This window comes from Agreia sp. Leaf335 (genome assembly GCF_001423605.1).
GTDB lineage: Bacteria > Actinomycetota > Actinomycetes > Actinomycetales > Microbacteriaceae > Agreia.
This window is the reverse complement of sequence record NZ_LMOQ01000004.1, coordinates 274,051-293,077: the sequence shown is the minus strand read 5'-3', so window position 1 is coordinate 293,077 and position 19,027 is coordinate 274,051. Positions and strand designations below refer to the sequence as shown.

General features: G+C 63.2%; 21 protein-coding genes. 9 read left to right on the top strand and 12 right to left on the bottom strand.

The window, feature by feature from the left end; translation table 11 throughout:
• Positions 1-255: 255 nt before the first annotated feature.
• Positions 256-1,107: a bacteriophage abortive infection AbiH family protein gene (locus ASF79_RS15860; RefSeq protein WP_055856839.1), complete on the bottom strand. Its 852-nt coding sequence runs from the start codon at positions 1,105-1,107 to the stop codon at positions 256-258.
• A gap of 274 nt (positions 1,108-1,381) precedes the next feature.
• Between ASF79_RS15860 and ASF79_RS15855 the strand changes: the two genes are divergently transcribed.
• The 6 genes from ASF79_RS15855 (at position 1,382) to ASF79_RS15835 (ending at position 6,061) form a co-directional block, all read left to right on the top strand.
• Positions 1,382-2,686 carry a thymidylate synthase gene (locus ASF79_RS15855; protein WP_055856836.1) on the top strand — a complete coding sequence of 435 codons (1,305 nt, stop codon included), beginning with the start codon at positions 1,382-1,384 and terminating at the stop codon, positions 2,684-2,686.
• A gap of 59 nt (positions 2,687-2,745) precedes the next feature.
• Complete coding sequence (locus tag ASF79_RS15850) at positions 2,746-3,576, top strand: ImmA/IrrE family metallo-endopeptidase (protein WP_055856833.1); 831 nt, start codon at positions 2,746-2,748, stop codon at positions 3,574-3,576.
• Between the two features lie 7 nt (positions 3,577-3,583).
• Complete coding sequence (locus ASF79_RS15845) at positions 3,584-4,060, top strand: nucleoside 2-deoxyribosyltransferase (protein ID WP_055856830.1); 477 nt, start codon at positions 3,584-3,586, stop codon at positions 4,058-4,060.
• Positions 4,057-4,689, top strand: coding sequence for a deoxynucleoside kinase (locus tag ASF79_RS15840; RefSeq protein WP_162239101.1), 633 nt, complete (start codon positions 4,057-4,059; stop codon positions 4,687-4,689). The genes ASF79_RS15845 and ASF79_RS15840 overlap by 4 nt, the downstream gene beginning before the upstream one ends.
• The gene (locus tag ASF79_RS17900) at positions 4,686-5,327 is read left to right on the top strand and encodes a uracil-DNA glycosylase (RefSeq protein WP_082495988.1); all 642 of its coding nucleotides are present in this window, start codon (positions 4,686-4,688) and stop codon (positions 5,325-5,327) included. The genes ASF79_RS15840 and ASF79_RS17900 overlap by 4 nt, the downstream gene beginning before the upstream one ends.
• A 512-nt stretch (positions 5,328-5,839) precedes the next feature.
• Positions 5,840-6,061: a hypothetical protein gene (locus ASF79_RS15835; RefSeq protein WP_055857277.1), complete on the top strand. Its 222-nt coding sequence runs from the start codon at positions 5,840-5,842 to the stop codon at positions 6,059-6,061.
• Between the two features lie 46 nt (positions 6,062-6,107).
• Here the strand turns inward: ASF79_RS15835 and ASF79_RS15830 are convergent, their stop codons facing one another.
• On the bottom strand, positions 6,108-6,521 hold the full coding sequence (locus ASF79_RS15830; protein ID WP_055856823.1) for a MarR family winged helix-turn-helix transcriptional regulator: 414 nt from the start codon (positions 6,519-6,521) through the stop codon (positions 6,108-6,110).
• 50 nt (positions 6,522-6,571) lie between these two features.
• Between ASF79_RS15830 and ASF79_RS15825 the strand changes: the two genes are divergently transcribed.
• Entirely contained in the window at positions 6,572-7,351 is a 780-nt protein-coding gene (locus ASF79_RS15825; RefSeq protein ID WP_055856816.1) for an alpha/beta fold hydrolase, read from the top strand.
• A 26-nt stretch (positions 7,352-7,377) separates the two neighbouring features.
• Here ASF79_RS15825 and ASF79_RS15820 read toward each other — a convergent pair whose 3' ends face one another.
• A complete protein-coding gene (locus ASF79_RS15820) occupies positions 7,378-8,478 on the bottom strand; it encodes an acyltransferase family protein (RefSeq protein WP_268751154.1) in 1,101 nt (366 codons plus the stop codon).
• 151 nt (positions 8,479-8,629) lie between these two features.
• Positions 8,630-9,289, bottom strand: a complete 660-nt coding sequence (locus tag ASF79_RS15815; protein ID WP_055856809.1) for an FMN-dependent NADH-azoreductase — start codon at positions 9,287-9,289, stop codon at positions 8,630-8,632.
• A 125-nt stretch (positions 9,290-9,414) separates the two neighbouring features.
• Here ASF79_RS15815 and ASF79_RS15810 point away from each other — a divergent pair, with 125 nt between their 5' ends.
• Positions 9,415-9,873, top strand: coding sequence for a winged helix-turn-helix transcriptional regulator (locus tag ASF79_RS15810; RefSeq protein WP_442853865.1), 459 nt, complete (start codon positions 9,415-9,417; stop codon positions 9,871-9,873).
• Between the two features lie 110 nt (positions 9,874-9,983).
• Entirely contained in the window at positions 9,984-10,328 is a 345-nt protein-coding gene (locus tag ASF79_RS15805) for a hypothetical protein (RefSeq protein WP_162239100.1), read from the top strand.
• 66 nt (positions 10,329-10,394) lie between these two features.
• Here ASF79_RS15805 and ASF79_RS15800 read toward each other — a convergent pair whose 3' ends face one another.
• From ASF79_RS15800 to ASF79_RS15765, 8 genes are all read right to left on the bottom strand, one after another.
• Entirely contained in the window at positions 10,395-10,691 is a 297-nt protein-coding gene (locus ASF79_RS15800; RefSeq protein ID WP_055856803.1) for a DUF2277 domain-containing protein, read from the bottom strand.
• 68 nt (positions 10,692-10,759) lie between these two features.
• Positions 10,760-11,158 carry a DUF2256 and DUF3253 domain-containing protein gene (locus tag ASF79_RS15795; protein WP_082495986.1) on the bottom strand — a complete coding sequence of 133 codons (399 nt, stop codon included), beginning with the start codon at positions 11,156-11,158 and terminating at the stop codon, positions 10,760-10,762.
• 40 nt (positions 11,159-11,198) lie between these two features.
• Complete coding sequence (locus ASF79_RS15790) at positions 11,199-11,678, bottom strand: SRPBCC domain-containing protein (protein ID WP_055856795.1); 480 nt, start codon at positions 11,676-11,678, stop codon at positions 11,199-11,201.
• 226 nt (positions 11,679-11,904) lie between these two features.
• Positions 11,905-12,483: a hypothetical protein gene (locus tag ASF79_RS15785; protein ID WP_156366300.1), complete on the bottom strand. Its 579-nt coding sequence runs from the start codon at positions 12,481-12,483 to the stop codon at positions 11,905-11,907.
• A 111-nt stretch (positions 12,484-12,594) separates the two neighbouring features.
• Positions 12,595-15,447, bottom strand: a complete 2,853-nt coding sequence (locus tag ASF79_RS15780; RefSeq protein ID WP_055856788.1) for an FAD-binding and (Fe-S)-binding domain-containing protein — start codon at positions 15,445-15,447, stop codon at positions 12,595-12,597.
• Positions 15,444-16,217, bottom strand: coding sequence for a glucosamine-6-phosphate deaminase (gene nagB / locus ASF79_RS15775; protein WP_055856784.1), 774 nt, complete (start codon positions 16,215-16,217; stop codon positions 15,444-15,446). The genes ASF79_RS15780 and nagB overlap by 4 nt, the downstream gene beginning before the upstream one ends.
• Positions 16,218-16,259: 42 nt before the next feature.
• Positions 16,260-17,882: an ABC transporter ATP-binding protein gene (locus ASF79_RS15770; protein ID WP_055856781.1), complete on the bottom strand. Its 1,623-nt coding sequence runs from the start codon at positions 17,880-17,882 to the stop codon at positions 16,260-16,262.
• Between the two features lie 2 nt (positions 17,883-17,884).
• Complete coding sequence (locus ASF79_RS15765; RefSeq protein ID WP_162239099.1) at positions 17,885-19,021, bottom strand: serine hydrolase domain-containing protein; 1,137 nt, start codon at positions 19,019-19,021, stop codon at positions 17,885-17,887.
• Positions 19,022-19,027 lie beyond the last annotated feature (6 nt).

Genomic DNA, 19,027 nt, shown 5'->3' with positions numbered 1-19,027 from the left:
GTTGTAGTCAGCGTCCCAGATAAATGCTGAGCGCGACTTCCCGACACGCCCAACCCACCATCACACGTTACTGAGGGGTACGGAGCCGCGCCGAGTTGCAACGGCCTTGACCCTTAGGCGAGGAAGCGCTGCAGCCGTTGACTACGCCAGGCTTCAAGCTCACGTCGGGGTCGACGTGTTCGCATTGACTGACCGCCGAGCGCCCGAGGCTGGTCGGCGTACGGAAGGCTGCTGGCAGACGTGCGGCCCCTGTCCTCACAAGACTCGACGCTCGTACGCGATCTTCAAGCCATAAGCATCCAAAGCGCTGCATACCTCATCGAGTACTCGGTCGTTGAACGCACACACCATCCAAGGCACATCTCTGAACCTCCCCACCAAGTTATCGAAGTAAGGCTTGTCCACGCTCCCAAAGGAGTGGCCGTAGACCAAGACTCGACTCGGGGGCCAAGCAACCCTACTGGTGAACTCAGTCACGGCGCCGTGCTGATACACCTTTTCGAAGTCGGCAATTCGTCGTGAAACGGCACAATAGGCCCGAGAACGATAGAACTCGAAGTTGTCCTTGTCATCCCATTGGCGCAAGATTTTGGTTCCCAGAAGCGCACCAGGCGCATAGCCAAGAACGAGGGTGCTCACACCAACCTCTCCGTGCAGGTGCAGAACTCTCGACGAATCTACGCCGTACAGACGCTCAAGCGTGTGAGTGTAGTTGAACGTCAGAAAGTAGTCATCGGGGCGGAACAAGCCAGTGAACTTTTGGAGGGCTATAGCGCCCTCGAGCTTGTCATCTGCATTCTGCGCGAATTCCACTAAGGGAAAACTGAGGAGCCGCTCTGCTTCGTGGATGATCCCATCCCGGTCACTCTCGCGATCCGAAAGGAGGTCCGGACTGAACTGGTCCAAGTGCTCCAAGATCAGGTCGAGATCGGGGTAGGCGAGTTGCTCCTCGACGTTGGACCAGAGATCACCTCCAATGCTGTAGCTCTCCCATTCCCCGGGGAATCGCTCGTCTCTAATGGCAAGCGTTTTCAGATGAGGGTCGTACATGGTCGGCAGACCGTGCTGCAGGTCGAAACCGTTGCCGAGCACAAACAGGGTCGACACTGAACACCCTCTCTCCAGACACCGGACCACCCGGCCTGAAGCGTACAAGCTCTTTCGTGACGGCGAATTCCTGCACCCACTGAGACAAGCCAGCGTCGGCGTGCTCGTCGAGTTCGCGCCAGTTGTCTACATCATCGCTCGTCGAGAGACTCAGATGTCCGGGACGAGAGCAACAGGGACGCCTCTGATATTGGAATACATATTACTTTTCGCCGTCCGGCCTATTGGGTGAGATAGGATCCTGAGAAATCTTCCGCAATGAGCGAGGAATCCTATGAATGCCACGCAGCTCCCTCATGACGCCGCCGCGGCGCACACGGCGATTATCCGAGACGTCCTGAAAGTAGGGATGCAAGTTGGTGAGGTCGGCGAGAAAGGTTCTTCCCGCGAGATCTTGGGATACACCACTGGGATGTCGAATCCGTTGGCACGCGTCAGTGTTAGCGAAGGGAGTGCCCTGAATGTTGTAGCTGCCGTCGCCCGGTTCGTATGGATGGTCTCCGGTTCCGACCGGGTCGCCGACATTGCATACTACGAACCACGGGTGCGCTCCTACACTGACGATGGGCTTGCGGTTCCTGGCTCAAGTTATGGTAAGCGCATCTTCAACGCCAGCCCAGGGACCAACCAAATGACCGGCGTGGTGAAAGAATTGAAGGCGAACTCAGACTCTCGTCGCGCCGCGGCCGTCGTCTGGCTACCGGAGGACGCCGTCCGCAAATCCGGCGACATCCCCTGCACCTTCGGACTGTTCTTCCACATCCGCGAGGGTGGTCTGACGATGACGACGGTCATGCGTTCTAACAACGCTGTCACGCTAGTCCCGTACAACTTCTTCGAATTCTCCATGCTCGGTGAATTGGTCGCTAGTGAGATCGGAGTTCCCTTTGTTCGTTACGTCCACTGGGCGGCGTCCATGCACATCTACGACAATATGACCGAACGGGCCGGCGCTATCGCCGGACAGGCTTCCCCACGCGCAATCACCATGCCGCCAATGCCAGCGGGTAACGCCATGGAACAGGGAAGGATGCTAGCCATCCACGAAGCCGCGTTGCGCCATGCAAACACGCTCGATGAACTCCGGGACGTCGCAGCGGCAGCGCATGAGGAACTCGACGAGTACTGGACCGCACTGTTCGATGTTCTCCATGCTTACGGCCTGGCCAAACGGCAGCACCGCGAAGAGGCGAAGGACGTCCTGGAAGGGCTCCCCGACTACTTCGCGCAGGGTGCCGCAGGCTCAGTCCTGAAAGCGTTGAAACCGGACGAACCAGTGCTGAGTGGCAGCGACAACGCATTGTTCGACCTCGACGACATCACCGCGTTAAATACGCCTGGGTCCGCGGCATCTGTTGCAACAGTTGTCCGAGCGGCCGATGTCGACGATGTGCTCGAAATGCTCGAGACGCTGTCCAGTGAAATTGATCCGGTCACAATTACGGAAGCTAATGCCGTCCGTCGGATTATCGCGGAGGACGGTTACGCCCTTGCTGCTCGCGGCTCAAACGCCGCCCCGCGCGTAGAAATCGACCAGGTCAGCGCCGCCCTCGAGAAGTTGCGCCGGAGGCCGTCCTGAGCGGCGACGTGCTCGAAGTCTTCAGTAAAAGGTGGAGGGGAAGCACCCCAGCACAAGCAATGGCGAACGCCGCCGCCCACACAACCCTGGGCTTTGCTGAGTACCCGCCCGTCGACCCGGCAACGGTCGCGATGCGCTTCGGGGCAACCGTAATCGTTCGGCCCGGACGGCGCGGGAGCCCTGGGAGTGCCCTGCAAGAACACGGCAGGCTGAGCGTACGTGAGAACCGGTGGGTTGTCGAGGTACCCGTGGAGACCACCGCCGAGCGGCGACGGTTCTCAATCGCCCATGAAATTGGTCACATCCTTCTTTTTGATGCTGCCGCAGATAACCCCGACTTGGTGGCACAGCTGCGGTCTCCTGTTCTCTGGAAGCGGGTTGAGCGGCTGTGCAATATCGGGGCCGCGCATCTCCTCATGCCGACCGCCGTGTTTACCGCAGCAGTCATGGAGCTTCTACCGCCGGATAGGGACAACGTGGAGATGCTGGCGAGCCGTTTTTGGGTATCCCTGCCTGCAGCCGCCCGGCGAATCGCCGAAGTGCAGAATGACTGGTCGGTTATATTTTGGGAGCACTCACTAAAGCACCCCCGAGGGCCTGCCTGGCGAACCGCCTCGTCCCAGCATCAGGTCGGCCCCGCCTTCCTCCCGAAAGGCCTGTCGTCGTCGCGCCTGCGACCGGACATCGTCGAAGACGCAGCCCGTGAAGGTTATTCCCAGGCGCCAATCGTGCTTGCGGATCTGCCAGGGCTTGAAAGAATGAACTGTGCAAGGGCATGGCGTGTGCGGAGTTCGCGACCCGAGCTGCTCAGTTCCGACGAAGGCCTCAGCGCCCGACAAAAAGAGCGAGTCTTCATGTTTTTCAAGTCAGCCGAACAGCCCGAAGGATAGAACAGGCATGAGAATCTACATTTCCGGTCCATTGCAGGGTGCCCGGGACATTGATGTCGCCCGCCGCTTCTACGACGAGATAGCTGCCATCGTCGAAGGAGCGGGATGCGAGGCCTACGTCCCGCACCATTTCACCGACCCAATTCAGGCTCGATCCTTATCCGCGTCGTCCGTGTTCGCGTCGGACCTCGCTGCCCTCAGCGCCGCCGACGCCGTTATCGCCCACATCGGCCTGCCATCGACCGGAGTCGGCGCGGAACTCGCCCTCGCCGCCGCATCGCACCGAAAAGTCCTCGGTCTGAAACGGCCTGGTGAACCCGGTTCTCGCTTTGCCGAAGGGCTCATCCTCGATGCCGGGGGAAGTGTCATTACTTTTGGCGCTTCTTACGAGCTCGAATCGGAGATCCGGCGGTGGCTGCACCAGCCCCACGGGTGGTTCGGACAGCCACACAGTATCCATCTCCACAGCCGGGCTGTCGCTTGAGCACCCAGTACGTCGTTACCACTGGTGCTGTCGCGGCGGGTGCCACAACCTTGGCAAACGTCATCAGCGATCACTGGTCGACCACCACCCTCCTTGAAGGTCAAATTGAGGTCGATAACCCCTTCTTCACGGATGCACAGCAGAACCCAGAACGATGGATGTTTCACAGCCAGCTGCACTTTCTCGCCGCGTCCGCCCGCCGGCACGAGGAGTTGAGACGCCTTTTGTCCGGAAGCGAGTCGGCGATCGTTCTCGAAGACCGCACCCCTTTCGAACACCACGGCGTCTACAGTCAGGCAGCGGTCAAGGCCGGGTACCTGCAACCACGAGAAATGGGACTGCTCACCGAAGTTGCGCAGACCTACGAACAGGGCTACCTAAACCCAGACCTGCTCATCTACCGAGAGATGAGCACTGAGCAGCTCCTTTCGCGCGTCACATCTCGCGGACGGGCGGGTGAAACCGTTGATTTTGACCGCCTGCAGACCATACTCGAAACCTTCGAAGAGTTCATCTCCGCCTGGGACCGATCTGACGTCGTCCGCGTCCCGGCCGATGTGGACCTACTTTCCCCTGACGGGCAGGATCAACTCATTGCACAGTTGGAGGGCAGACTGCCCCGTTTATGAATGATCTGCTGACGGCGACCGTGGCCTTCTCCGCCGGACCGAACGCCTGCAATTTTTATCAGGACGACAGCGACACTTATTCTCCCTTCGTGACTACTGCCGGACAACGACGGGCTGCCTTTCAAGCTTTCTACGAGCGGGTCGAAGGCACAGACCTCATCCTGGTGGGTGAGGCGGCAGGCTGGCGTGGCGCCCGACAATCCGGGATTCCATTCACGTCGCCCACCGACGTCGGGCTGCCAGGAACCACAGAGGCGAGCGCCACTGTTGTGCAAGCTGTCCTGGACGAACTTCGCATACATCACAGGGTTTTGTTGTGGAATGCATTTCCCCTCCACCCGTTCAAGCCGGGTGCACCCGCTAGCAACCGCACCCCGACGCGCTCGGAACTAATAAGTTCGACGGACCTACTCGATCTCGCGGTACAGCGCAGGAAAATCGTCTGTGTTGGCCGAAGCGCCGCAAACGCCGTTGAAGGCCTCCTCGGAGTCAGCGTCCGGGATGCCGCTATATCCAGGCCCTCTGATCGGGCCGTGTCGGTGCGTCATCCAAGCTACGGCGGTGGTCCACGGTTCAGGTCAGGACTGGCCGCTGCAATGAAAATTTGGGACGTCCGGGATGTGATTAGGCCAGTTTGATGGCAGATCTACTGGACATCCATTCTGCGCAATGCTCGGTCGCGGACGAACGGACAATGCGGAGGTTTGTTGATTACGGGTGTCCGAAATCGGCATAATCGCGAGTATCAAATGGGACGCCCCGACCTCGAGGCGGGATGAATGATGAATGACGGACGCGTTAAACATCAGGCATAGAGCCCGCCCGCAACGTGAACTTCACAGTTGCGCCGACCTTTTTAGATGCGCTTCATCCAGAATCATTCAGCGGCTCGACTATCGAGATCCAGGCGCCGACACGAAGTATCTCCGACGCTCTCAGCGTTATCGCAGAGTGCACCGATATCCGGGCCCAACCGCCATCATCGTGACACTCACGGCGTCGAACTGTTGCGAGGTGACCACACCGGGGAGAACCTGCTCTCTTCCCTACAACCAGTCCCCGGCCATCAGAACCCCGCACAAATGCCGGCGCGCCGCATCCACTGAAACGGCCTTGAAGCTCTGTCACAGCGTCGGGCATGCTGAGTTCCATGTCCAATCGACCCGACGGCTTCACGTACGTGTTAGTTCGCGGCGACGTCGTGATCAGCCATCATGGACGCCGCGCCGTCACCCTGCGAGGGGCCGCCGCCAGGCAGTTTCTGTCCGATGTAGAGCACGAGCCTCAGCAGTTCATGGCGCGCATCACGGGGAACTACAAGCTTGGCAACGAGAGAGTCGCCAAGGAGCACCCGCGCAACCAGAGACGTTGAGCTGACAAGCCGAGCCGGGTTTGGTGGAGGCCTCTGGCTTCCGGATCTACGGCTCTTGCACGAGCCTTCGAAGAACCCGCTCGAGCGTCGACCGCTGCTCCTCATCGAGCGGGGCGAAGAGGTCTTCGAGCACGTGCGTGGCGACGCGGTGTCCTTCTCGCAGTGCCTCCCGACCAGAGTCAGTGAGGGCGTGTTCGATGCGCCGCCCGCGACCTGCGGCGCGCGAGATGAGCCCTCGGTCGACGAGTCGGTTCGCCAGTGTGCCGAACGCCTGGTCGCTCTGAAATGTCGCAACCGCCAGATCGTGTCCGGATGCGCTGGGCATGCGGTCGATGGCGCGCAGTGCGTCCCACTGCACCAGGCTCACCCCGACCTCGCGCAGGGCGGCATCCATCGTGCGGTGATTGCGGTACTGCGCCTGCTTTATCGCCTGCCCCAGCGATTCCAGATTCGTCGTCATCGTGTTAGCGTATCAATACCAGTATATAATCATGTTTAGATAGGCATAGGATGACTCCCTCGCTCCCCCAAAACACGCTCGTCGTCGAGTCCGGCAATCCGGATGCGCGCACCGCGTTGGTGCTGCACGGCGGCGGCGGACCCCAGACCGTCGCGCCGATCGCACGCCACCTCGCCGCGACCATGCATGTTCTGGCCCCGACGCACCCAGGATGGAACGGCACGAGCAGGCCCGACGACATCGCATCCGTCGCCCAGCTCGCGACCGCCTACCTCGACAGCCTTCTGGAGCGCGGCGAGCGCGACGTCGTGGTGGTCGGGTCGTCGATCGGCGGCTGGATCGCACTCGAGATGGCGATCCAGTGCGCTGCCGACGAGCGTTACGTCGGCCTGGTCGGCGCCGTGATCGATATCGACGGCGTAGGCGCTGTCGTCGAGGGCGAGCCCGTCGCGGACTTCTTCGCGCTCGACGCCAACCAACTCGCCGAGGCCGCCTGGCACAACCCCGAGCTCGGATACAGAGACCCGGCGGCGTTCACCGACGAACAGCGCGCGATCCAGCAGTCCAACGGCAAGACCATGGCTGCGATCGCGGGGCGCGGCATGAGCGACGCGACACTCCTTGAGCGCCTCGGCGCGATCACCGTGCCCACGCTCGTTGTGTTCGGCGCCAGCGACCGCATCGTCACGCCCGCCTATGGCCAGGCTGTCGCCCGCGCCATTCCCGGCGCGGAGTTCGCCGTCGTCGCCGAGGCAGGTCACCTTCCTCACCTCGAGGCGCCGGAAGCGACCTGGGCGGTCATCGACCCGCTCGTAAACCGCATCCGGTAACCGGCATCGGCCGACACGTCGGCCCTCTAGCTGACCGGCACTTCGGATGCGCGGCGCCGACTCGGGTCGGCGGGCCGGGCGGGCGACGGCTCAGCCGCGCGGCCCCGCCGCATCCGGCTCAGCAGAAGCCTGCGACCCGGGATCTCGACCAGCCGGTGCAGCAGCGCTGCTGCAGCCAGCGCGATGGCCAGCGCCCCGATCACGTGAACGACCGAGACGATGGCGCTGGGGTTCTGATGAGCGCCCGGTACGAGCGCGACAAAGCTCTGAATGATCAGCAGGTGCACCAGGTAGAAGGGGAACGAGAGGGTTCCCAGAATCGTGAGTGGTCGCGCGGCGAGAATGGTGGGCCGGCCCTCTTGGTCGGCGCGGGCAAGCGCGGCGATCAGCATGCAGAACCCGATGATGGTGAAGCTGGCGATGCGCAGCGGGCTGTCGGGAAAGCTCTGAGCTGCGGCATACCCGGCAATGGTCACCAGTAGGGCGGGCACGAGGCGAGGTCCGCGCCACGCCTTCGTGGCCATGAGCTGCGCCAGCACAACGCCAAGCACGAACTCGGGCAGTCGCACGATGGGCGAGCTGTTCGGCGAGATCTGCGGCACCAGCACGGAGACAAGCGGAGACGTGGCAAGCACAAGAAGCGCGGTCGACAGGGCAGCAGAGATGAGCGCCCTGCGGCTCAGTGCGCGCACCCCGACGATGATCAGCGGGAACGCCAGATAGAAGAAGGCCTCACAGACCAGCGACCAGCTCACGGGATTGCCCGCCTGCCACCAGTCAATGTTCCAGGCGCTCGTGAGCGTGGCATTCGCGAACAGTGCCCACGGATCGCCTGTCGCTATCTGCGGAAGCACCGTGGCCGACAGCAGCAACGCCGCCGCGAGCGCTACGACATGGAGGGGGTAGATGCGCGCGAACCTGTGCCACCAGAAGCTCCGCGCCGACTGGTTCGGCTTGTGCGACCACGACAGAACGAAGCCTGACAAGACGAAGAACAACGAGACCCCAATGGCGCCGGCTCCGAAGATGCTCGTCATAGCCGATTGCGCGTCACCGCTGAATAGGTTGGCATTTCGCACGTGGTAGGCGAAGACCACCAGAGCTGCGAGCCAGCGAAGACCCGTCAGCGACGGCAGCGCTTGAGCGCGACAAACGGGGGCGGGCGTGGTGATGATGAGGTCCTCCAGACGACGCCGAGTGAATGGCGTACCTTGAGCAAACCCGACCCAGTGTTGCGAGATCGTCTGGGAGAACCCTCACCGTGCGCGCAAAGACCGGTTAGGCAGCCCGCTGCTCGAGCGCACGGGCGAGCGAGCGTCCGTGTTGGGCGGCCTGGTCTTCGGCGAGCTGCTTCAGTTCGTCAGCCATCTCGGTGAACTGGTCGAGGGCGGGGTTCACACCGACGAGAGTGAACTCGCGCGTCACGACCTCGACGTCGAGCAGCCAGACGTCTTCGAGAATGCGCCGCATCCAGGCGGTGGCATGGTCCCATCCCTCTTTGGGTGTGCCGGCGGAGTAGTTGCCGCCCTGCACCGTCACGAGCACCGCCGGCTTGTCCTTGGTCGCCGGAGTGGCGCCGGGTGCCATGCGTGGGTCGGTCAGCACGAGGTCGACATACGACTTGAAGTGCTGCGAGACCCCGAAGTTGTACAGCGGCACCGCGAACAGCAGAGCGTCGGCCCCGACCAGCTCGTCGGTCAACTCGCGTGCCAAGTCAGCCGCGGCCGACTGTTCGGCAGTGCGCTCGGACTCGGGCGTCATCGATGCAGCGACGGCGTCGGACCAGGCGGTTGCGGGCAGCGGTTCGGTGCCGATGTGCCGACGGGTGATGGCGGAATCCGGGTGGTTGGCACTCCACTCTGCCTCGACGATGTCGCCGAGCGCACGGCTGGTGGAACCCTCGGTACGGATACTGGCATCCAGGCGGAACAGTGACATAACACTCCTTGTGATCGATTCCCGGTCGGCGACCGGGCTTATAGTTACGATTGGTAACTCTGCACGCTGGGCTCCCGTTACCGCAAACGATCCCCCGTTACCCGGCGGTAACCGAAAGAGAGCGAATGGCACAGCACACGGCCGTCGACGCCCTGCAGGCACGACTCTCTGAGACCATGCCGACCATGGCCGAGCTGTGCACGAGCCAGGATCCCGAGATCTTTCGGTCGCTGCTCTCTCGCATCGGAGACAAGTGGACCCTGTTGGTCATCGGGGTACTTGGCAACGAGCGACGCCGGTTCACCGAACTCTGCGAGACCATCCCGGGCATTTCGCGCCGGATGCTCACGGTCACCCTGCGCGCGCTCGAGCGCGATGGTCTCGTGGCGCGGACGGTCTACGCGGAGGTGCCGCCGCGGGTCGAGTACGAGCTCACCGCTCTCGGCCGGTCCCTCCAAGAGGTGGCCCTCACGATGGGCGACTGGGTGAGCGAGCACCAGCACACCATCGTGGATAATCGGCGACGCTTCGATGGCGACCCGGACGACACCGACATGGACGAAGCCAGACCGACGTCGAGTTGACAGGCCCGTAGGGTTCAGGCCAGCATGAGCCGACCTACTGCCTACCGATTGGAACTCCGATGGTACGGCGAATTCGCATAGGCGCAGCGCTCACGTTGGTTTCCGGACTAGTGGTCGGACCCGCCGGCTGCTCGGATGTGATGGATCTCGACCCGCCGAGTCGGATTCTCTACGAGGGGCCCTACGAGGAAGCCGTCGTGCTGTGCGCGCAGAACACGCTGTCTTTCGCCGATGTCACCGACGATCATGGCTACTACTCGGAGGTTTTTGACGTCGTTGTGCGCGCACCACGTGAGGACGCAGAATTCGGCATGTACTGGGTCAGTGGCACGTCGACAACGTTCCCTTCGAAGGGTCCCAAACTATTTCGAGACTGGATTTGCGAGCTGAGAACCACGGGCAAGAAGCTGGGCGCACCGACGGTCACCCAGTTCGACGTGTACGAAAAGAAGTAGTCGCGACGAGTGTCGAGCAACGTCTCGACGTGGTCCGAGCACGCGGATGACGATGACGACCTCCGGCTAGCCAGTCGCCGTGCGGATGCGCACCTCCCGTTCCATGCGTTTCTCGTGTCGCTCGCGCCCCTTCACCGCCTCGAGCTCGCGGCTCTTCGGAGGGGCGTTTGTCACCAGGCCATCGAGCAGTCGCCGCGTCGCATCCGCGATCTCGTCGATGGCCCGCTCGAATGCCTCGGTGTTCGCCCGGGAGGGGTGGGTGGATCCGCTGACCTTGCGCACGAACTGCAGCGCGGCCTCGCGCACCTCGTCGTCGTTGGTCGGAGGTTCGAAATTGTGGAGTACTCGAATGTTCCTGCACATGCGAGCGAGATTACTCCTCAGCGCAAGCGACTTCGAGGAGCCCTCACGGCATCCGGCACGGTGATCGACTACCGGCGCAGAGCCGCTCGAATCGTGAACGGCCCGCGCACCGAGCCCGGGTCGATGGCACGTCCGTTCTGAACGATGTCGACCTCGCCGCGGTGCGCGAGCCGACGGGCCGCGCGGCGGGCGGGTTCGTAGAGCGGCTGCCAGTCATCGGGCGCCGCGGTTCGTGCCGCGAGCTCCGGGGTGACGGGTGCATCCCGGCCCTCACACACGAGTCTCACGATGGTGGCCTCGAGCCGCCGGTCGGTCTCGTTAACACCACGACGCCGACAGGCGTCGGAGCAGTACTTCACCTCGGCCCAGTTCTGGGCCCACTTCGCTCGCCACTGCATCGGCCGACCGCAGGATGCGCACACCTTCTCGTGCGGCTCGTTCTGCGGAGCGGACTGACGGTGCGGCACGTGTCTATTGTGCCAATCAGAGCGTCGCCGCCGTCGCGAACTAAACGGAGTCGACAGCTGTCAGCGCGCGGAACGTGTCGTGCAGTTTCCAGAACTGCGAGATCGGCAGCGGGTCACCCTCGACGGCGGCTTCGAGAAACGTCAGATGAGTCATCCACCCTGCCTCGTACGACCTCTCGAGAGAGCCGAGGTGCGAGTGAACGAGGTGCAACCGCGTGCCGTCGTTTGCGCTCTCGAGAGTGATGGACAGCCGTGAGGACGCCTCGTTCGGAAACTCCCACGTCAGCTGCAGTCGATGCGGTTCCGCAGCTTCGAGAATGTCGCTTCGAGACAGGGTGTCCTCACCGTGGTCCACCACGAGAAGGCCACCCTCCCTGATGTCGCACTCGACCGCCGCTCCCAGCCATTGGGAGAGCAACGCCGGGTCGGTCCACGCCGACCACACACGTTCGGGCGGCGCCTCGAGCGACCAGGCCAGGGAGACGACACCGCCAGAGCAGCTCGTGGAGGAGAGGGGCATCGCGCATCCGTTCTCTCGATGGTCAACACGGCCGACGCTATCAGCGCCCGTCTACAGACCCGCCTGAATCAGCCGGATGTTCTCGCCGAGAACTCCCGACGCCAAGAGTCCGGCGCCGAGCGGTCCGGACGAATCCGTGCCGAGCAAGGGAAGCTGCCGGCCGCGCCGAGCGCGTGTGCGCTCATGTGAACCCTCGACGCCGTCGACACACCCGGCCGCTCACCGGCTATCGGCCTGCAAAACCCCCAAAGTAGCGATCGAGGGCGTCCCGGTAGCGTGCGGCCACCAGCTCGGGCGTCACTGCGGGCGTGTTTCTGGTGTGAGGGGGAGACCAGGCATCGAGCGCTCGGGTCTCTGATTCGACGGCATCGATCGCGCCCAGATCGGCCTCGCAGAACCACTCGCAGACGGCCAAGCCGTACGTCGCCAGCTGCGCCAGCCCCTCACGGCGGTACACCCTAAAATCCCACGAGAACGTGCTGATCAGCGGCCATGGTGTGAGGCCGGCGGCATGAGGCCGGCTGTCTGCCGCCGGGCTGCGAGCCCAGGCGGCGACGGCTGCGCCCAGCCAGACCCTCCGTTTACCACGGGTCAGAATCACGGATGTCATCCCACGCTCGGCGTCGAACAGCACGCGGGTCTCATCCCGCTCGAGCAGAAGACTCGCGACGGCCATCTGCACCGGACCCCAGGCCTCCACGACCATGAAACCCGCCCCGAGCAACTCGCGGGCGAGCGGCCGCAGCTCGGCTTCGAGCACGGGGATGACCCTCAAGGGGTCGTTGTGGTGATCGAGGTCGGGCACCGCCTCAGCGTAGCTACCCGTCGCCCCGTCGACTGCCGCCGCGCGCCTTGGCATGGCCTGCGGAGGCCCGCAGCTCACGCGCGGGGTGGACGAGAGAGAGGAAACCCAGCTTCATTCCGAGCGATCGACTTCAGTCTGCATTGCTGCCTCGACGGAGTCGGCGAGAAGCTCCAGCACGTGCCGGTACTCCCTTCCGGTGGCGCGCGTCATGCCCAGTTCACACGTTCGATTGCACGACGCATGCGCATCACCATTGATTTCGGCCACCTCTGCCGCTTCCGAAGCAGTCGCAGACGCGGTGAGTTCGGGATGCAGCATGCCTCGGTCACCCGCGAAAGCACAGCAACCCCAATCGTCTGGAATGTGCACGCGATCAGCCACGGCTCCGCCAAGAACCTGCAGATCGGGGTCGAGACCCATCTGTTTGGACGAGCACGTGGGGTGGAGGACGAGGTCACTCACCCGATCACCGAGCGGCACACGCGGCAGAATTTCACGCACCGCGAATGCCACCGCATCTTCAACGGCGAGGCCCTCGTCGGCGAGGAGTCGGGCGAAACCCTCGGTGCAGCTCGACGCATCACTCACGACCACCAGGCCCTTCTCGGCGACGGCCGCACCGATCCGTCTGACTGTGCGGCTGCGATTCACCTCGGCCCCTCGAGCAAAACCCTTCGATGACCACGGCGTACCGCAACAGACTCCCTCGATACCGTCGGGCACGATGAGGCGAACCCCTGCTCGCTCCAACAGACGCACGAAAGCCGCACTCACTCCCGTGCCCTCGCCCGATGCGCCGAACATGCTGTTGACACAAGCCGGCACGTAAACTCCGATCGGCTCGTCGTCGCCTCCCCCGACGACGCGTCCCAGAGAAGCTCGGGATGTTCCGCCGCCGGGCAACTCCTGGGAGTACTGAGGTACGTGTTCCGCTCCGAGCACTGCCCTGCCCACACGGGTCGCTCCGCGAACCACGGAAACCGGAAGGACCGTGGCAACCGACAGAGCAAGGGAGCCCGCCCGCGTCACGGGCGCCCAGGCGGTAGCGGCGGCGCGCCATCCGGCGGCGGCCGCCGGATCGGCCTTCTCTCTGCGGAGTCGCTTGATGAGGTCGCCGGTGTTGATTCCGACAGGGCAAGCCGTCTGACACATGCCGTCGACCGCACAGGTCTCGACGCCCTCATACTCGAAGTCCTTCTCGAGCTCTTCAGCGAGAGATTCGTCACCCCGGGCGCGCGCCGTCACTGCCGCCCGACGTACGACGATCCGCTGCCGCGGGGTCAGGGTAATGTCACGGCTCGGGCAGGCAGGCTCGCAGTATCCGCACTCGACGCAGCGGTCGACCTCCGGCTCGACCGTCGGCTGCAGCTTTATCCCCCGAACGTGCGCAGCGACATCCTCGTCGATCAGGACGCCCGGATTCATGACGTCGAAAGGATCGCAGAGGCGTTTGAGCTCGAGCATCACGTCGTAGAGCTCGTCACCATATTGACGGCGCACATACGGAGCCATTGCACGCCCCGTTCCGTGCTCGGCCTTGAGATTTCCGCCGGCGTTAAGAACCAGGTCCACCATGCCCTCGGTGAAGTCGAGGTATCGTGACAGCGCAGCATCACCTTCGAAGCGATCCGTGAGCATGAAATGGATATTGCCGTCTTTTGCGTGGCCGAAGATGACCGAATTGCGGTATTCGTGCCGCTCGAAGAGCGTCTGCAGCCCCGCGCAGGTGTCGGCCAGCGACGCAGTCGGCACGACGATGTCCTCGAGAAGCGCTGTCGTTCCACTTGGTCGAGCACCAGCGACCGACGCATAAAGACCCTTTCTCAACGACCACGCCCGCTGCCGAGCCGAGGGGTCGGTTTGAAACTCCGCCGGTGCGTGCAGCGACAGGGCAGACAACACTCGTGAGCCCCGTTCCGCAGCATCGGACAGCTCCTCAGCGTCGAGTGCGCGGTACTCCACAAGGAGCGCGGCATGCTTCACCGGCGTGAATCCGCGAATCTGATCGGGCGCCCCCACGAGGCGTTGCCCGATCGCCAGTGATGTGGCATCCATGAGCTCGAGCGTTGCCGCCCCGGAGTCGACGAGGGCGGGGAGGGACCGCGTTGCGGCGTCGAGCGAGGGAAACAGTGCCAGTGCCGTCGAGGCAAGAGGCCATACGGGCACCGTATGGAAGGTCGCCTCGGCGACGAAAGCAAGCGTTCCTTCGGAACCGATGATCAGATGCTGCAGTACGTCGATCGGTGACTCGAAGTCGAGGAAGGCGTTGACGCCGTATCCCATGGTGTTCTTGAGGGCGAACTGTCGCCGGATCAATTCGACGGATTGCGGGTTGCCTCGCACCCTTCGGCGGAGCCGTTCGAGCCCCGCGAAAAGCGCCGGCTCCATTGTCCGCAATTGCGCGTTCGCCTCCGAGGCCGCCGTATCGATGACGGTTCCCGAAGGGAGGACGATCACCATAGATTCGAGTGTTTGGTAGGTGTTCTCGTCGATGCCACATGCCATACCGCTCGAGTTGTTCGCCACGACGCCGCCGATCGTGCACGCGACTTCGCTGGCCGGGTCAGGGCCTAGACGGCGCGCGTGTCGGCGCAAGCGAGCATTGACCTGCGCGACGGTCGCTCCCGGCTGCACGCGTACTCGTTTTCCGCCGTCGAGAACGTCGATGCGTCGAAAACGCTGTCGAACGTCGATGAGCACGCCCGAGCTGGAAGACTGGCCCGAGAGGCTCGTGCCACCGGATCGGAAGGTGACGGCCGTTCGGGAGCGGGATGCTGCGACGAGGATTCGCGCGACCTCCTCGGCCGATTCCGCGACGATGACCGCCTCGGGAGTGAGTAGGTAGTGCGACGCGTCACCCGCGTAAGCGGCTCGATCGATCGCCCGCGTGCGGATGCGCGAGGTCTCAGCCACAGCCTCGATCACTGCCGGAGCGAGTCTCCCTAACGAAATGGGAACCTTCATTTCTGTGGCTCATTCAGGGTGACGTAGCGGTAGTAGTCAGCCAATCGCAGACGCGACGCAGCCGCCTCGTCGACGATGACCGTCGCGTGACGATGCAGTTGCAAAGCAGAACCGGGCACAAAAGACGTCACAGGTCCCTCGACGGAGTCGGCGATGGCGTTCGCCTTCGACTCTCCGTGCGCGACGAGGACTAATTCTCTCGCTTCCAAAATCGTGCCGAGCCCCTGAGTGATGCAATGGATGGGCACCTCGTCGAGAGACCGAAAAAAGCGTGCATTGTCTTCGCGGGTCCGAGGCGCCAGCGTCTTGACTCGTGTTCGGGAGGCGAATGACGACGTCGGCTCGTTGAACCCGATGTGTCCGTTGCTGCCGATACCGAGAATCTGCACATCGATCCCACCGGCCGCCTTGATCGCCGCCTCGTACGCCTCGGCAGCTGCGGCCAAGTCCACAGCTCGCCCGTCTGGTACGTGAACACGAACAGGATCGAATCCGAGTGGGTCGACGACGTCGCGCGTGATCACGCTCGCGTACGACTGGGGGTCACTCACGGAGATGCCGACATACTCGTCGAGCGCAAATCCCGTCGCCCCGGCGAACGAGATCTCTCCCTTCGTCACCCGACCATGAAGTGCTCGATAGGTGTCACTGGGGCTCGATCCTGTCGCCAATCCGATGACGGCTGTGGGATCAGCCCCGACAATGGCAGCGATCTTTGCGCTCGCGATGCGCCCGACAGCATCGGCATTCGCGACGATTATGACCTGCATGCGCTCTCTTCTCTCTCATTCGGCCGTTTGAGTCCGACGAACTCAGCTCTGGGCGAGCGATGAACCAGGGATGGCCGCGAGCAGTTCCTGCGTGTACGGCTCGCTCGGCGTCGAAAAGATCTGCGCCGGAGTACCCGACTCGATGACCCGCCCGCCCTGCATCACGTACACGTGGTGAGCGATCATCTTGACGACTGCCAAATCGTGACTGATGAACAGATAACTGAGCCCGAGATCACGCTGGAGTTGAACAAGGAGGTCGAGGATTTGCGCCTGCACCAGCACGTCCAGCGCAGACACGGCCTCGTCGAGCACCACGAGCTCGGGCTCGAGTGCCAAGGCACGAGCGATTGCGACGCGTTGACGCTGACCACCCGAGAGCTCGTGTGGATACCGGTCTGCGATCGTCGCCGGGAGCGCGACGTGGTCAAGAAGTTGCAGCACCCGCCGGTGCCGTGCCTGTCGTTGCCCTACCCGGTGCACGCGCAGTGGTTCCGAGATCGAGGCGGCAACCGAGTAGCGCGGATCCAGCGATGCGAACGGGTTCTGAAAAACTGGCTGCACACGCCGACGCATACCGAAAAGTTCTCGGCGCCGCAGGGTCGATAGATCTTGTTCCGCGAAAAGAATCCGGCCCTCGGTGAGGGGTTCGAGGCCGAGAAGCATCTTGGCTGTAGTGGATTTACCGGATCCGGATTCCCCGACGATTGCGACGGTACGCCCGCGGGGGATAGTGAACGACACGTCACGGGCGGCCCAGAAGTCGGAGCCTCGGGAGGCCCCGCGCAGCTTGTAGCTGCGCCCGACGCCCTCGATAACTGCCAGCGGCTCAGAATGCTCGTTGTTGGCATCGTCGGCCGAGACAAGCGCAGTCGAGACGAGACTCGGCACGGCCGCGACCAGGCGACGAGTGTATTCGTGCTGAGGCCGTTCGAGGATCTCTCGGGCGGGGCCCTCTTCCACGATCTCTCCGCGAAACATGACGAGAACGCGATCGGCGCGTTCGGCGGCGAGCGCGAGGTCGTGCGTGATCAAGACGACGGCTGTGCCGAATTCAGACGTGAGCTCACCGAGGCGGTCGAGGATGCGTCGCTGCACGGTGACGTCTAATGCGCTCGTCGGCTCATCAGCGATCAACAGTGTTGGTCTACAGGCCAGACCAATGGCGATGAGGACTCGCTGCCGCATGCCGCCCGAGAACTCGTGGGGATACTGGTCGAATCGTTGGGCGGGATCGGAGATGCCGACCATCTCGAGCAGATCGAGTGCGCGGCTCCTGCCCTTGTCTGTGCCACCCCGGCCATGCACGTGCAGGGCCTCCGCAATCTGTGAACCGACGGTGTGCACGGGGTTGAGGTTCGACATCGGGTCTTGGGGGACCAGGCCGATGCCTGCGCCCCGCAGCGCTCGCATGTCTCTTTCGGGCAGGCGCGTCAGCTCGTCGCCGTCGAAGGTGATGGTTCCGGCTGAGATACGGCCGTTTTCTGCGAGCAGACGATTGATGCTCGAGGCGATCGTCGATTTGCCAGACCCGGACTCGCCGACGATCGCCACCGTTTCGCCCGGTGCCACATCGAAGGACACTCCTTTGACAGCTTCGAACTCACCCGCCGGGGTGGCGAACACCACGTGCAGGTCGCGCACTGAAAGTAGTTGCTTGGTCATGATCAATTTCCGCTCGTGATGGGATTGAGAATGGAATCGGCGGCGGACAAGGCCCTCCGCCACAGAGCGTCTACAGCGACGAGTCGGTGACGCGAGGGCGGGGGCGCGCCGTGCAGGCGGTTCGCAAGGAGGGCCATACGCAGTTCCGGTTCACCGGCCACAGCTGGCGAAGCGCCGACGAATGCACCCGTAAAACCCGGGTGACCCAGCAGGTCTCGTCTTTTGCCCCGCCACATGATCGAATATCGGCGTACGCCGAGCCCCTGGCCTGAGTCTCGGGTGGTCCACATCGCGCGCCGCGTCGCCGAATCCACCCCGGTCATCCCGGTTTTTGTCAGCGCAGACGCAAGCCGCAGGAGACCCGAGACGTCGGAGAACCAGCCAGCATGACCCGCGGTTCCTCCAAAGGCATGGAAAGCATTGCCATCTGCCGTGTCGCGAATTACCCGCGTAGTGCGCCAGGCAAATTCGGCTCCGTTCAGACCGACAGGATATGGCTCACCGCTCCGCACCATCTCACGCTCGATCGCATCGCCTTCTGGGCCGGACAGCGCCGGCAGGTGTTCTGCCGGATGCCCGGGCGTCACCGTCACAGCACCCACGGGGGCAAGGACGAGCTCTGTCACGGCCGCGACGAACGGAGTGCCCGAAATTCTTTCGATGACCTCGCCGAGAACCATCATGCCGAGGTCCGAGTAGCACCGTTCGACATCCCGAGGAGCGCACGGCGACAGGGCAAGCGCCGTGCCGATGGGATCGTCTGCAGCGGTCGACTCCAGGTACAACGGCCACCACTGGCGAAGTCCGGCTCGGTGACGTAGGAGATCTTCGACCGTCGCGTCGGAATATCTTCCGCTGCGCATACCCAATACCCGGCCGAGACTCGCGTCGAGTGTCAGACCACCCCGTCTGATCAGTTCGAGAACCGCCAGCGTCGTCAGCACCTTGCTTACCGACGCGATGTCTTGCGTGTGCGCGGTGGTCACGAAGACACCGGAATCCACATCTTCCACACCCGCCGCCGCCAGACTCAGATGCTCTCCATCGGCGATGGCCAGCACGACACCGGGCGGACCGTTCAGCGACTCTGCATCCGGCAACAGGCCTGAAGCGGCGGGGTCCAATAGCGCCTCACTCACGTGATT

Coding starts and splice junctions, on each gene's coding strand:
- ASF79_RS15855 (WP_055856836.1), top strand. CDS start 1,382: ATGAATGCCACGCAGCTCCCTCATGACGCCGCCGCGGCGCACACGGCG.
- ASF79_RS15850 (WP_055856833.1), top strand. CDS start 2,746: ATGGCGAACGCCGCCGCCCACACAACCCTGGGCTTTGCTGAGTACCCG.
- ASF79_RS15845 (WP_055856830.1), top strand. CDS start 3,584: ATGAGAATCTACATTTCCGGTCCATTGCAGGGTGCCCGGGACATTGAT.
- ASF79_RS17900 (WP_082495988.1), top strand. CDS start 4,686: ATGAATGATCTGCTGACGGCGACCGTGGCCTTCTCCGCCGGACCGAAC.
- ASF79_RS15835 (WP_055857277.1), top strand. CDS start 5,840: ATGTCCAATCGACCCGACGGCTTCACGTACGTGTTAGTTCGCGGCGAC.
- ASF79_RS15830 (WP_055856823.1), bottom strand. CDS start 6,521: ATGACGACGAATCTGGAATCGCTGGGGCAGGCGATAAAGCAGGCGCAG.
- ASF79_RS15825 (WP_055856816.1), top strand. CDS start 6,572: ATGACTCCCTCGCTCCCCCAAAACACGCTCGTCGTCGAGTCCGGCAAT.
- ASF79_RS15815 (WP_055856809.1), bottom strand. CDS start 9,289: ATGTCACTGTTCCGCCTGGATGCCAGTATCCGTACCGAGGGTTCCACC.
- ASF79_RS15810 (WP_442853865.1), top strand. CDS start 9,415: ATGGCACAGCACACGGCCGTCGACGCCCTGCAGGCACGACTCTCTGAG.
- ASF79_RS15800 (WP_055856803.1), bottom strand. CDS start 10,691: ATGTGCAGGAACATTCGAGTACTCCACAATTTCGAACCTCCGACCAAC.
- ASF79_RS15790 (WP_055856795.1), bottom strand. CDS start 11,678: ATGCCCCTCTCCTCCACGAGCTGCTCTGGCGGTGTCGTCTCCCTGGCC.
- ASF79_RS15780 (WP_055856788.1), bottom strand. CDS start 15,447: ATGAAGGTTCCCATTTCGTTAGGGAGACTCGCTCCGGCAGTGATCGAG.
- nagB (WP_055856784.1), bottom strand. CDS start 16,217: ATGCAGGTCATAATCGTCGCGAATGCCGATGCTGTCGGGCGCATCGCG.
- ASF79_RS15770 (WP_055856781.1), bottom strand. CDS start 17,882: ATGACCAAGCAACTACTTTCAGTGCGCGACCTGCACGTGGTGTTCGCC.